Genomic DNA, 12,564 nt, shown 5'->3' with positions numbered 1-12,564 from the left:
CACACTGGGTCAACTGCTGACCCTGGGCGGAGTCTGTCAGGAGCGGGGCGCGACGATGCCGGCGTCGTAGGCGTGGATGATGGCCGCGGCGCGGTCGCGGACCCCGAGCTTGAGGAAGATGGCCGAGATGTGGCCCTTGACGGTGCGCTCGGCCAGGAACAGCCCTTCGGCGATCTCGGCGTTGTTGGCGCCGGAGGCCACCAGGCGGAGCACCTCCAGCTCGCGGTCGCTCAACGGCTCGACCGAGCGGGCGGGGTCGGTGGCGCCAGGCCGCCGCCGGAGGGTGCCCATGACCCGGTCGGCGACGCGGGGATCGAGCCACACACCGCCGCGGGCGGTGATACCGACGGCGCTGACGAGGTCGTCGGCCGGGGCGTCCTTGAGCACGAACCCGGCAGCCCCGGCATCGAGGATGCCCCACAGGGCCTCGTCGTCCTCGAACGTGGTGAGCGCCAGCACCCGTGGCCCGTCTTCGTCGGTTGCTCCGCCGACCAGTTCGCGGGTCGCCTCGATGCCGTCGAGCACCGGCATGCGGACGTCCATCAGTACGACGTCTGGACGCAACATCCGGGCCGCTTCGACACCGGCCCGTCCGTTGGCCGCCTCGCCGACGATCTCGAGGTGTTCCTCGGCTGAGAAGATCAGGCGCAGGCCGGCCCGCACGAGCTCCTGGTCGTCGACGAGCAGGAGCCGGATCATCGGCCGGCCTCGGTGTTGGCCGGCCGCAGGTGTTGCAGGGGAATCGATGCTTCGACCAGCCAGCCGTCGTCGTCGGGTCCCGCCGAGAACGTGCCGCCGAGGGCCGCGAGGCGTTGGCGCATGCCGTCCAGACCAGTCCCGCCACCGGTCCCGCCGCGCCCGTTGCGGCTGCTGCGGCCCGATGGCACCGGCGCGGGCCCGTTGCGGACCGAGATGGCCAGGTTGTCTGCGTCATCGGCCGACACCCGCACGATGACGTCGGCGCCTGGGGCGTGGTGTTCGGCGTTGCTGAGCGATTCCTGCACCAACCGGTAGGCGGCGAGGCCGGCGTAGGGACCGACGGCCGTGAGGTCGCCGGTCACCTCGGCGCGCACCGGCAGCCCGGCCGTGGCCGCGGTCTGTGCCAGCGCGGCGATGTCGGTGGCACGCGGCTGTGGCGGGTCGGTCCCGTGTTCGCCCGGTGCCCGTAGGAGCCCGACGATGGCCCGCACGTTCTGCAGGCTGCTGCGGCCGACCTGCTCGGCTCGCTCGAGCGCCTCGGCCGCCGCGGCCGGATTCTTGGAGAGCACCCGCTGGGCCCCGGCGACATTCAGGAGCATCACCGTCAGGCTGTGACCGACCACGTCGTGGACATCGCGGGCGATCCGCTGGCGCTCCTGAGCCGCGGCCGCGTCGTGCAGGTGGGTCTGCGCCTCCCGCAGGGCGGTGGTGAGCTGCCGCTCGCGCCGCAGGACGCGGCCGAGACACCATGCGATCAGCCCGCCGGTGGCGAAGAAGCCGGTCACTTCGCGCTCTTCGCTCCAGCTGGCGCCCTCCACGATCGGGATGAGGACCGGGAGGACCACCACCGCGATGACGGTCGCCGTGATCTCCGCGCCCACCGACTCGCCGGTCGCGGCCAGCCACCCCATCCCCAGCAGCGCGAGGAACGTGCCGCCAGGGGCATGGCCGGCGACGACGAGCACGCCGGGGACGACGACGCCGGCGAACGCCATGGGCCAGGGCCCGATCCGCACGTCGCCGGCCACGATGGCCCACGGGACCAGGCAGGCGACCACACCCGCCGCCGCGCCGGCCGACAGGGGCGTGGTCGCGAGGACGAGGACCGCCGCGACGAGCGCGGCCAACGGGAACGCGAGCCCCGTGGCGAACGTGCCACCCCACGACCGCAACGTCACCTGATCCACGCGAGCAGCGTACGACCAACCCGCTGCCGCTGGCACCGTCCCGTGGTACCGGTCGGACCGGTCGGTGGGCCGTGTCCCGAAACGGTCCGCGGATCGATGTGGCCGCCGGGCCCGCCGCCGCACGATGGGCCGATCCGCGACCCCGGCAGCTGGAGGCTCATCATGTTCACCCGACTCGGTCGTCTCGCCGTCCACCGGCGCCGGCTGGTGCTGGCCTTCACCGTTCTGTTCATCGTCGTCGCCGGCGTCGCCGGGGTCGGCGTGTTCGGCGCCCTCGACGATGCCGGCCTCACCGATCCCGGCTCAGAGTCGTTCCGCGCCCGGCAGTTCCTCGAAGACGAGCTCGGCGTGCGCAAGCATGAGGCCGTCCTGCTGGTGCAGGCCACCGGTGGTGGCGCCGACGCCGACGACGTCGACGACCCGGCCGTCACCGCGGCGGCCACCCGCCTCACCGAGTCGGTGCGGGCCGACGCGCATGTCGCCTCCGTCAGCTCCTACTGGTCGCTGGACGGCGGCGACCCCCGGCGAGCGACGTTGCGCTCGACCGACGGCTCCGCGGCCCTGGTCGTGCTCGACCTCGCCGGCACCGACGACGAGGCCAAGGACGCGGTCGTGGCGATCCGCGACCGGTACGCCGGAACCGACGGTCCGATCACCGTCGGCGTGGGCGGGGCCGCGGCGATCAACGCCGCCATCGGGGATCAGCTCGACACCGACCTGATCCGGGCCGAAAGCCTTGCCGTCCCGGTCACCCTGGCGCTGCTGGTCCTCGTGTTCGCGGGCGTGGTGGCCGCCGCGCTCCCACTGGCCATCGCCACGGTGTCGGTGACCGGCGCGTTCCTGGTCCTGTTCGTCATCTCCCGGGTGACCGACGTGTCGGCCTACTCGATCAACCTCACCACCGGCCTCGGCTTCGCCCTGGCCATCGACTACTCGCTGTTCATCGTGACCCGGTTCCGTGAGGAACTGGCCGCCGGCCGGTCGAGCGACGAGGCGGTCGTGCGTACGGTCGAAACCGCCGGCCGGACCGTGGCCATCTCTGCGCTGACGGTGGCGGCCTCGCTGTCGGCCCTGCTGGTGTTCCCCCTCTATTTCCTCAGGTCGTTCGCCTACGCCGGCGTCGCCGTCGTCGTCGTTGCCGCGGCCGGCTCGTTGCTCAGCCTGCCGGCGCTGCTGGCCGTCCTGGGTCCTCGAGTCAACGCCTGGTCGCTGCGGCGCACACGCCACCCGCGCCGGTTCTGGCACCGCTTGGCCGGCATGGTCATGCGCCGGCCCGTGCCGGTGGCGACCGGGGTGGTCGTCCTGCTTCTGCTGCTCGGCGCTCCGTTCCTCGGAGTCAACCCCGGCCTGCCGACCTACCAGGCGCTGCCGGCGTCCAGCGAGGCCCGGCAGGTGGCCGACGTCCTGGCCACCCGCTTCGCCGGCAACCACAGCGACCAGTTCGCCGTCGTCCTGCCCGGCGTGGCGGCCGGCGACGCGTCTGCCTTCGCGGACGAAGTCCGGACCGTCCACGGCGTGGCGTCGGTGACGGTACAACAGGCCGAGGCCGGCTCGTGGCTGACCGTCGTTCCCTCGGTGCCGCTACGCTCCGCCGAAGGTGAAGACCTGGTCAGGGACCTGCGGGGTCTTGACGCCCCCTTCGCGTTCGGGGTCGAGGGACGCGCCGCCGAGCTGGTGGACACGAAGGCCGCCATCTACGACCGGCTGCCGCTGGCCCTGGGCATCATCGTTCTGGCCACCGTCGTGCTGTTGTTCGCCGCGTTCGGCAGCGTTCTGGTGCCGGTCAAGGCCGTCGTGCTCAACCTGCTGTCGTTGACCGCCACGTTCGGCGCGATGGTGTGGGTGTTCCAGGACGGCCACCTGTCGGGCGTCCTCGGCTTCACGGCCACCGGGCAGCTGGATGTGACCATGCCGATCCTCATGTTCTGCATCGCCTTCGGCCTGTCCATCGACTACGAGGTGTTCCTGCTCTCCCGCATCAAGGAGGAGTACGACCGCATCGGCGACAACACACGGGCGGTAGCCACCGGTCTGGAGAAGACCGGCCCGCTGGTCACCGCCGCCGCTGCCGTGCTGGCCATCAGTTTCACCGGGTTCGCGGCCGCCGGGATGAGCTTCATGAAGCTCATGGGCGTCGGCCTGGCACTGGCCATCATCATGGACGCCACCATCATCCGAGGGCTGCTGGTCCCGGCTTTCATGCGCCTGGCCGGCCAGGCCAACTGGTGGGCGCCGGCACCACTGCGGAGACTGCACCGACGGTGGGGCCTCAGCGAAGCGCCCACCGCCCCCAGCGACGCGAGGAACACCTGATTGCCGCAATGTCGGGAAGTTGTGGTCTCTGGGCGTCCCGGAGGCGACAACTTCCCCCAAACTGCGCCGTCGCGTTCGACGACGTGTTCACCGCTGAGGGCATCATCGTGGCCCGCGGGCGAACGCCTACGCCGAACGGTGGGTGCGCATGGTGCGCCGTGAGTGCCTGGACGGATCCTGATCTGCAACCCGCGGCTTCTGCTCACCACCCTGGCGGCATATGTCGCGCATTACAACGAACACCGACCAGCCCGGGGACGCGACCAGCGTCCTCCAGCCCGCACCGGTCACCGATCTCGTCACGGTCCGGGTCCGACGACGGAAAGTCCTCAATGGACTGGTCAACGAGTATTCTCAGGCAGCGTAGCCAAACCGGGTTTCCGAACGGTATTCGGCTGTTCAATATCGAGAGATATTCATTGATGTACGACAATTGAAAAACTCGCAGACATCTTGTCCCGGAGTTGTGGCTCAGGTATCGTTGGCGATCAACAGAGACGGGAAGGTCCTGCTGAATCGTGTATTCGCACCTGCATCCGGCCACGGAGCGCCCAAGTTACGTCGGCTATCTCCGAATTCCGGAGCTCATGTCGCTGCAGCATCCGCTCACTCCGCCGGACGACCCCAGGACGTTCCGTGTGGAGCATTTCTTCATTGTCGTACATCAATGCAGTGAGTTACTGTTGCGACAGGTAATCCTTGAGCTCGACGCCGCGGTCGACTGCCTGGCCATGACGGACGGCGACGTCGAGGACTGGCTCGAGAGCGTGGGCCGGGCTAGCGACTGCATGGTGACACTGCGTCAGCAGGCCGAGCTCCTCGGGCGACTGCCGGTCGAGTGCTTCGCCGCGTTCCGGCAGCGGCTCGGCACGGCGAGCGGCGCCCAGTCCGCGCACTTCCACCGGCTGCGGACGATCCTCGGCCTGAACGGCGACGGGCCGGGCCCGCTCTTCGATGGCTACCTGCGGCTGCTCGACCGTTCCGGTCGCGACCTGGCCGAGCTGGTCGCCGGGGGGCTGCGCGGCGACCCAATGTTCCGGATGTCCCAGGCCCTCGCCGAGCTGGCACAGGGGGTCTGGAACTGGCAGACGACCCACCTCCACGTCGTCACCCGGATGACCGGTAGCCGCTCGGGCACGGGCGGCACCACCGGCCTCGAATACCTGACGAGCCGGCTGCGCACGCCGTTCCCGCAGCTGTGGGCGGCCCGCGCCGAAGCGCACGCCGGCCAGGCAGCCCAGACCCGCAGCCACGGCCAGATCCGCGGCAATGCCGAGACCCACGGGGTGCCAGTTGCTTAGCCGGACCGACTTCACCGGTACGACCGCCGTCCTGTCCCTGCTGTCCGGCGCCATCACGACTCAGGTCGTCTCGGTCGGCGTCGGCCTCGGGCTGCCCGACCTCGTGGCCGAGCGCCCCCGAAGCGCTGAGGACCTCGCGCGGGACACCGGCGTCGACCTGCCCAACCTGCTGCGTATCGTGCGGGCCTGGGCGGCGTTCGGCCTGCTCGCCATCGACGACGCCGGCGAGCTGCGGCAGACGCCATTGACCCCGCTGCTGCGCCGGGACACGCCGGGCTCGCTCCACCACCGGTCGCTGCAGCTCGGCCACCCCGACCTGTTCCGGGTCTTCGAAGGGCTCGGCACCGCGCTGCTCGACGGCGGTTGCGCGTTCGAGGCGGCGCACAAGCGCACGATGTACGAGTTCTTCGGCGACCGTCCGCCGCTCGGGGAGCTGTTCGTGCGCGACCTGTCCGCCAACTCCGTCGGCATCGGCGACGAGCTCGCCCGCGCGTACGCCTTCTCGGGCGTGTCCTCCGTCGTCGACATCGGCGGCGGCGACGGCCGGATGCTGACCCGGCTGCTGCGCGCCTGGCCGCACCTGCGCGGCGCCGTCTTGGAGCGGGCCGAGGTGCGGCCGGCGGTGGAGCGGCTCCTCGACGCGGAAGGTGTGGCGGACCGGTGCACGGTCGTTACCGGCGACTTTTTCGCGGGCGTCCCGGCCGGGCACGACATGTACCTGCTGAAGTACGTTCTGCAGGACTGGGGCGACGCGGAGGCGACCGCGCTGCTGCGGTCGTGCCGGGCGGCGATGGGCGACGGGAGCCGCCTGCTGATCCTCGAGCAGATCGTCCCCGACCGGCCCACAGCGACGCCACGCGCACAGTCGGCGGTCCTCGACGACCTGCTGGTGTTCTCGTTCACCGGCGGCGGCAACCGCACCATGAGCGAGTTGGCGGCACTCGTCCACGGCGCGGGCCTGGCGATCCGCGAGCCCGCGACCCGGCTGCCGCAGGTCGACGTCGTCGAGTGCGTTCCCACGTGAACGTTCAGTAGTAGCGGATCTCGGCGTCTTCGAGCCGCCGGATCGCCTCCACGACGACGTCCTCGCCTCCGCCCAGGTACGCCCGCAGGAACGGCACGCCGGCGTCGGTGCCGTCGATCGTGATCGACGCGTGCGAGAACAGCAGCCCGGCGCGGTCCAGCAGGTCGCGGCGCCAGGCGTCGACGCCGTCCGGCCGGGTGCGGAACGCGGGCGGTACTGCGACCAGGAAGTACGGCGTCGCGGTCCCGGTGGCGGTGAGCTCCCGCGGCCAGCCCAGCCCGACCAGCGACTTGGCCCACAGGGCCCGGTGGTGGCCGGAAGCGGCGCGCTGCCCGGCGAGGTAGCGGGCGCACTCGGGGTCGGCCAGCCAGCGCGCGATCGCCCACTGCCGGCGCGCCCCGCGTGGGAAGGCCCACTGGATGGTGTGCCGCGCGATGGCACGCAACGTCTCGGGGTGGGCCATGACGCTGCCGATGCCCCAGTCGTTGCAGGCGAACACCTTGCCGAACGACTCCACGCGGCACCACCGGCGCCGTGCCCGCTCCGGCGCGTCGGCGCGTACGAAGTACCCGAGCAGGGTCGCCGGCGCGGAGACCTCGTCGGCGTTGTCGGTCACGACCCGGCGGTAGGCGTCGTCGAGCAGGATTCCCGCGCCGCGGGCGGTGGCGGCCTCGAACAGCGTCGCCAGCACGCTCTCCGGCCAGGTCGCGCCGGTCGGGTTGTGCTGGGTGTTCACCACGACCAGCGCGAGCCGTCGGCCGGGGTCGGCGTCGATCCCGGCCAGCGCATGCTCGATGTCGGCGGGGTCGGGGATCCAGGCGTGTTCGGCGCGCAAGGGCCAGTACGCCATCTCGTAGCCGAGCGGCTCGAAGACGCCGGCGTAGTCCCACGTCGGGTAGGCGCACAACACCGCCGGGGTCCGGCCGTCGCCGTCGGCGTCGAGCAGGTGCCGGGCGAAGTCGCCCATGATGCCGCGGGTGCCGGTGCCGGAGGTGAGATGCAGGTCGAAGTCCGCACCGGGGCTCGCGTGCCGGTCCAGTCGCTCGGACCGCACGGTGTCCGCCGCGATCGACTGGCGCGCCTCGGGCAGGCCGGCCGGCGTCCGGCTGTATCCTGCGAGGTGCTGCGGCGCCTGCTGTTCGTACGCCGCCAGCCCGGCCGGCAGCGCCCCACCGAGCAGGTAGGGGTCGCCGATCGACATTGGCAGCGGTGGCAGGGCGTGCCCGGACCGCAGGTAGCGGTCGAGCATCCGCGCGTCATCGGTGGTGTCGACGTCGGGATCGGCCATCAGGCCGGCGAGAGGCGGCAACCGCAGCATCCGCACCATGATAGCAGACATATATAAATGTCGATGCATGACCGCGCTGACCCGACGACTTCCCGGATGTCGGAGACGGCGAGCCTGCCGACGGGCTGAACGTGGAAGACGGTGAACGCCACAATGCTCGCCACCGCTGTGGCCAGCCCGAGCCTGTGGGGCTCGTAAATCAGACTCGGCTACGCTGCCTGCGAGTATTCGTTGATCAGGCCGCCGGGGATCGGACGCCGTTGGACCCGGGCGGCGGTGAGGTCGACGACCTGCGATGGTGGGTTCGGTGGTCGCTGGCCGAGCGATCGGTGTGGCCGGTGGCCGTTGTAGTGCTCGGTATATTCGGTCAGGACCCTGGTCAGGTGTCGTTCGCCAGCGATGAACATCCGGTCGGTGCACTCGCGTCGGGTCGATGGGTGGCGGCGCCGCGTATCAGGGCGTGCTGCGGAACGCGTCGACTCCGTTGCGCCATACGCAGGGGCCTTTCGGTCATCAGCCGGTACAGGTTCGGCTGGCGGCAGGCGAAGTCGCGGTACGCGGCGGTGAGGGAGGCGATCGGATCGTCGGACCGGTCGACGGCCCGGGTGAACAGTTCGGCTTGTTCCTCGAAGCCCACTGAGATCAGCGCGGCCTCCAGCGCCTGCTTGTCGCGGACGTGTTCGTAGATCGACGAGGCGCGGATCCCGAGGTGGGCGCCGAGGCGACGCATCGACAGCGCGTCAGGGCCTTCCCGCTCGAGAAGCTCGCGCGCGGTCTGCACAATCTCTCGGGCCCGCGGAGTGAGCTGACTCAGCGCTTGGGACGTCATCGGCCGTCCATGGTCCAAGGCCCAAACATTTCGGAGCCAACCAATTCGAGGCCAACACGTGGAGCACCGCCGGGATCTGGGAGCTTCCATTCTCAACAAGCTCGGACTGAGCCTCGCCGCGCTGTCCTTCGGCCAGCCGCCCGCGCCGCAGCTGGCCCTCGGCGTAGTAGCCGCCGCTGACGACGCTGTAGCGGTAGTCGCCGAACTGGGGACGAGCCAGTTGCCGGAGTCGGCGCGGATGATCCGCAGCGGCTCGCCGCTGTCGGCGGTGTGCCGGAGCGTGGCCCAGCGCTCGATGACGTCGGAGTCCTCGCGGACGCGGTGGTGCAGGACGACCTGGAGCGGGAAGTGCGTGTCGGCGAGCACCAGGTCGAGCCGGTGTGCGCCGGGCTCGGCGGCGACCACGTCGTCGACGAGCTTCAGCTCGAGGGAGCGGACGCCGCCGGGAAAGGCGATCTGCAGCGACGGCGGCCCCCAGCGCAGGCCACCCTCGACCAGCAGCGGCTCCTGGCTCTCCAGCGGCAGCTCGTACGGCGGCACGGCGGCGGCCTCGCCGAGGCGGGATCCGTCGCCGGGGGAGAGCCGGGCCCCCAGTGCAGCTGCACGAGGCGTCCGTCGGCGGCGGCGAGCACGTAGCTGCCGCCGGTGATGGACGAGGGCGAGCTCGGCGCCGGGCGGGCCGGGGCGGTCATGCGCGCGGTGCGGCGGTCGAGCGGCGGACGACGACCTCGGTTTGCAGCAGGATCGGTGGTGGTGTCCCGCCGTCGATGATGTCGAGCAGGGTGGTGACCGCGGCGGCGCCGATGGCGTCGGTGTCCTGCCGGACCGTGGTCAGCCGCGGCAGGGTGAACGCGGCCAGGTCGATGTCGTCGAACCCGGTGACCGAACCGTTGTCGCCTGGCGGCTTCGGCGTGGCGATTACCGCGACCACGACCTCGGTGCCCGTCTCGTGGATAGCGCCGGTTTCGGTGATGTTGCATCCGGCGAGATAGTGCAGGGGTCAGATCCTGGCCGGTGACGGTCACTGAGTCCACTGCGGTCATGCCTTCCGCGGGTGGCAGGCTGGGGGCGGGCAATATCGTGATGGCAGACGGCGCCACCGCGATCCGGATCACGGGCACGGTCAGCTCAGTGACGGTGAATTGCCATGCCGGTACGTCGATTTGACCACGCGAGGTGCGCAGCACCGCCGTGCCCTGGCCCGCGTCGGTGATGGTGAACGTGCAGCCGCGGTTGGCGCAGGGGCCATCGCCGCGGTCTACCGTTGCATAGGCCTACGCCGCTGACACGACAGGCACGGTGAGCCTGCCGCCGTAACGATGTCCGACACGACTGGTCGTCAGCCGCCACGACGTCCACCTCGCGGTTTGCCCGGTGCTGCTGCAGTTGACGACGCGGTCCCACGCAACGGGCCCCGACCGGTGTGGCCGGGGCCCGTTCGATCCTGTCCGATGTCTGCGTACGTCTCCGTCTACGGCTGGCCGACGAAGGTGACCTGCACCGTGGCGGAGCGGGCGGTGGCGCTGGTCGGGTAGGGCGCGAACGTCACGGTGCCGGTGCCGTAGCAGGGCAGCACCAGCGTGGTCGGGATCTTCGCGCTGACCGCCCACGTCCGCAGGACGATCGGGCTGGTGGTGCTGGACGCGGGGCCGAAGCTCACCAACACCGAATTGGCGGCGCTGCCCGTGTAGCCGGCCTGGCTGGTGGTCGGGCCGGTCACCGGGAGCACCTTGACGGTCTGGCCGTCCATCGGATGGCCGGTCTGTCCGATGTGCACCGGGCCGAAGCAGGCCATCCTGATGGTGGCGTTGGGGGTCTGGTCGTTGACCAGACCGACGAAGGGGTTGTTGGGCGCGATCGGGGCCGGGTCGACGACACCGCCGGCGAACGCTGGCACCGGTGCGGCAAGGAGGGCGCCGGCCGCGGCCAGTGACACACACCAGGAGCGCAGCTTGCGAGACACGATTCCTCCGGTGGGGGAGCGGAAGCCTGGCGGGGCATCCGTTGGAAGGGTAGTCAAGAAGGTAGAACGCTAATCGTCAATGGTCAATGTTCGATTGCCTCTTCCGACATGAGCCGCGCTCACCTCCAGGATGGAGGCCAGCGTCATACGTGGTGAGGCTGCCGTTCAGCCATGCGGTGGTCGTGGCCTCGGCTGGCGGGTGGGTGCGCTACGTTCCGGCGGGGGCCTACGTCTCCACGCAGCAGGACGGTGGGAAGGCGTGAAGTGTTCGGCCATCCCAGGTATCACGGGTCCTGGGCATGCGCCTACCGTGGTCAGCTACCCAATCCGGTGACCACCCTGCTGGCTGACGTCGAGGCCCGTGCCGGGCGACTCCGCAACCTTGGTGTGGTCCGCCTGGTGGAGTGCGCCGATCCGGCGCCGGCGACCCTGATCGCGGGTGGCCGGCGGCTGCGCGGCCTGTGCCAGCGGGTCGGTGACCGGCACCTGGCCGTGGCCGTCGACCGGGAGCCGGAGTTCCGCAAGGCGCTGCGGGCGCTGGGCCACATCCTGCCGGGCGACACCCCGGCCTGACCGTCGCCCGAGCGCACCGAACCCGCCACCACGGCGCAACCGCCGGTTAGGGATGGCGATGGCCGCCGGGATTTCAGGCGGTAGGAAGCCGCCGCTGCAGGTTCCTGGAACTGGTCAAGCTCAAGGCGTCGCGATATCAGCGATCGGGATCTCGAGCCGCCCCGCGAGGCACCCGCGGCGATACCCCGGAAGGTTTATTGTCATCGATGAATACATGCATCAGGCTATCCAGGAGCGTCGATCACGAGTCGGCGTCCGGAGATGGAGGAGTCTGCGTGAACCCATCCACGTTCCGCCGCGGCAGGGTCCCGGTGCTGATCGCCGCGACGACCGTGCTCGCCGTGCTCGGCGTGCCGTCGTCATCTGCCGTTGCCGCGCCTGCCGCACCTGCTGAGCCGGCCGGGACTGTCCAGGCCGTCACCGATCGGCTCGCCGGGCTGCTCGCGGTGTCGCTGCGCGACTCGGGCCAGCGGGATCGCGTCGTGGCCGCCGTGGCGGCCGGGCCGGTCGACCTCGCGACGGTCCGGCTCGGCGCGTCGTTCGCCACGTCGGTGCGGGCCGCCAACACCGCGGTATACGCGGCCAAAGGGCTGCCCGGTGATGTGTCGCTGCTGCAGGTGCGCTTGGCGCACCCGGACATGCTGCCGGCGCTGCGGCGCGGCGCGGTCCCGGTCGTGGCGGCGACCCCGACCGACGACACGCCGACCAGCCTGATCGGCTACGACCCCGCCGGGCGGACGGTGCGCATCGCCGCGGCGCACGTGCCGCAGCGACCGGTGCTGCTCGTCGAGGTCGACACCGCCAAGGCCATGCCCCTGGGTATCGAGGTCGTCCGGCAGCGGCTCGGCAGCGCGGGCACGGACGCCGTGGCGGCGGCCACCGGATACTGGGCCACCAAGGTCACCGCGATCCGGCTGAGCAACGACCAGGAGCCGTGGTTCAAGGGCGGCGCCGAGATCTACAGCATCGTCGGCGGGTTCGGCCTCGACGGCGCGGCGAAGGTCGACATCGTGCAGATGCCGTACCTCGACAACGACGGCACCACCTACACGCCGAACCAACTGCTGGTGCACTTCAACGGGTACAAGTACAACCTCGCCGACGTGGTGATGATGGAGGACGACGGCGACACCAACTACCAGCAGCTGGCCCAGGCGATCGCTACCGCGCTGCTGACCATCGTTGACGGCGGCGCGTACGCCCCGCTCGTCGACGCCATCCTCGCCGCGCTGCCGAGCTCGTGGTACACCGACGATCCTGACTACGTCGACTCCTGGTACACGCTGTCCACCGCCAGCAGCGGCCGCCTCACCGGCGCGGCCGGCAACGGCTGGATGGACGTCACGCCGTACTTTGTGCAGCCGCTGTAACCACCCGCGCTGCGGTA

The 12,564-nt window shown here is 70.8% G+C and carries 12 protein-coding genes; 5 read left to right on the top strand and 7 right to left on the bottom strand.

The window, feature by feature from the left end:
• Positions 1 to 36: 36 nt before the first annotated feature.
• Together AB0J72_RS32905 and AB0J72_RS32900 are read right to left on the bottom strand one after the other, a co-directional pair.
• Positions 37 to 699: a response regulator transcription factor gene (locus AB0J72_RS32905; RefSeq protein WP_363405387.1), complete on the bottom strand. Its 663-nt coding sequence runs from the start codon at positions 697 to 699 to the stop codon at positions 37 to 39.
• Complete coding sequence (locus tag AB0J72_RS32900) at positions 696 to 1,886, bottom strand: histidine kinase (protein ID WP_363405385.1); 1,191 nt, start codon at positions 1,884 to 1,886, stop codon at positions 696 to 698. Before AB0J72_RS32900 ends, AB0J72_RS32905 begins: the two co-directional genes overlap by 4 nt.
• A 162-nt stretch (positions 1,887 to 2,048) precedes the next feature.
• Here AB0J72_RS32900 and AB0J72_RS32895 point away from each other — a divergent pair, with 162 nt between their 5' ends.
• The 3 genes from AB0J72_RS32895 to AB0J72_RS32885 all read left to right on the top strand — a co-directional run bounded on the left by AB0J72_RS32895 (position 2,049) and on the right by AB0J72_RS32885 (position 6,524).
• Complete coding sequence (locus tag AB0J72_RS32895) at positions 2,049 to 4,199, top strand: MMPL family transporter (protein ID WP_363405383.1); 2,151 nt, start codon at positions 2,049 to 2,051, stop codon at positions 4,197 to 4,199.
• Positions 4,200 to 4,717: 518 nt separating this feature from the next.
• Positions 4,718 to 5,500 (top strand): tryptophan 2,3-dioxygenase family protein, encoded by a 783-nt coding sequence (locus AB0J72_RS32890; protein WP_363405382.1) that lies wholly within the window; start codon positions 4,718 to 4,720, stop codon positions 5,498 to 5,500.
• Entirely contained in the window at positions 5,493 to 6,524 is a 1,032-nt protein-coding gene (locus tag AB0J72_RS32885; RefSeq protein ID WP_363405380.1) for a methyltransferase, read from the top strand. Before AB0J72_RS32890 ends, AB0J72_RS32885 begins: the two co-directional genes overlap by 8 nt.
• Positions 6,525 to 6,528: 4 nt before the next feature.
• On the opposite strand, the gene AB0J72_RS32880 is transcribed toward AB0J72_RS32885, so the two are convergent.
• The 5 genes from AB0J72_RS32880 to AB0J72_RS32860 form a co-directional block, all read right to left on the bottom strand.
• Positions 6,529 to 7,842 (bottom strand): pyridoxal phosphate-dependent aminotransferase, encoded by a 1,314-nt coding sequence (locus AB0J72_RS32880; protein ID WP_363405378.1) that lies wholly within the window; start codon positions 7,840 to 7,842, stop codon positions 6,529 to 6,531.
• A 179-nt stretch (positions 7,843 to 8,021) separates the two neighbouring features.
• Positions 8,022 to 8,219: an integrase core domain-containing protein gene (locus AB0J72_RS32875; protein WP_363405377.1), complete on the bottom strand. Its 198-nt coding sequence runs from the start codon at positions 8,217 to 8,219 to the stop codon at positions 8,022 to 8,024.
• Positions 8,192 to 9,181, bottom strand: coding sequence for a glycoside hydrolase family 36 N-terminal domain-containing protein (locus AB0J72_RS32870; protein WP_363405375.1), 990 nt, complete (start codon positions 9,179 to 9,181; stop codon positions 8,192 to 8,194). Before AB0J72_RS32870 ends, AB0J72_RS32875 begins: the two co-directional genes overlap by 28 nt.
• Positions 9,182 to 9,329: 148 nt before the next feature.
• Positions 9,330 to 9,572: a substrate-binding domain-containing protein gene (locus AB0J72_RS32865; protein ID WP_363405373.1), complete on the bottom strand. Its 243-nt coding sequence runs from the start codon at positions 9,570 to 9,572 to the stop codon at positions 9,330 to 9,332.
• A gap of 540 nt (positions 9,573 to 10,112) precedes the next feature.
• Positions 10,113 to 10,604, bottom strand: a complete 492-nt coding sequence (locus tag AB0J72_RS32860; RefSeq protein ID WP_344505265.1) for a hypothetical protein — start codon at positions 10,602 to 10,604, stop codon at positions 10,113 to 10,115.
• 330 nt (positions 10,605 to 10,934) lie between these two features.
• On the opposite strand from AB0J72_RS32860, the gene AB0J72_RS32855 reads away from it, so the two are divergent.
• Together AB0J72_RS32855 and AB0J72_RS32850 are read left to right on the top strand one after the other, a co-directional pair.
• Complete coding sequence (locus AB0J72_RS32855) at positions 10,935 to 11,177, top strand: hypothetical protein (RefSeq protein ID WP_363405371.1); 243 nt, start codon at positions 10,935 to 10,937, stop codon at positions 11,175 to 11,177.
• Between the two features lie 275 nt (positions 11,178 to 11,452).
• On the top strand, positions 11,453 to 12,547 hold the full coding sequence (locus tag AB0J72_RS32850; RefSeq protein ID WP_363405369.1) for a DUF3103 family protein: 1,095 nt from the start codon (positions 11,453 to 11,455) through the stop codon (positions 12,545 to 12,547).
• Positions 12,548 to 12,564: the final 17 nt, after the last annotated feature.

The sequence above is a fragment of the Dactylosporangium sp. NPDC049742 genome (assembly GCF_040674675.1).
In the GTDB taxonomy this organism is placed as follows: Bacteria; Actinomycetota; Actinomycetes; order Mycobacteriales; family Micromonosporaceae; genus Dactylosporangium; species Dactylosporangium maewongense.
This window is presented reverse-complemented; position numbering and strand designations above follow the sequence as displayed.

What these genes read in the sequence shown, in the direction of transcription:
- AB0J72_RS32905 (WP_363405387.1), bottom strand. Translation starts at nt 699, where the DNA reads ATGATCCGGCTCCTGCTCGTCGACGACCAGGAGCTCGTGCGGGCCGGC.
- AB0J72_RS32895 (WP_363405383.1), top strand. Translation starts at nt 2,049, where the DNA reads ATGTTCACCCGACTCGGTCGTCTCGCCGTCCACCGGCGCCGGCTGGTG.
- AB0J72_RS32880 (WP_363405378.1), bottom strand. Translation starts at nt 7,842, where the DNA reads ATGCTGCGGTTGCCGCCTCTCGCCGGCCTGATGGCCGATCCCGACGTC.
- AB0J72_RS32875 (WP_363405377.1), bottom strand. Translation starts at nt 8,219, where the DNA reads ATGTTCATCGCTGGCGAACGACACCTGACCAGGGTCCTGACCGAATAT.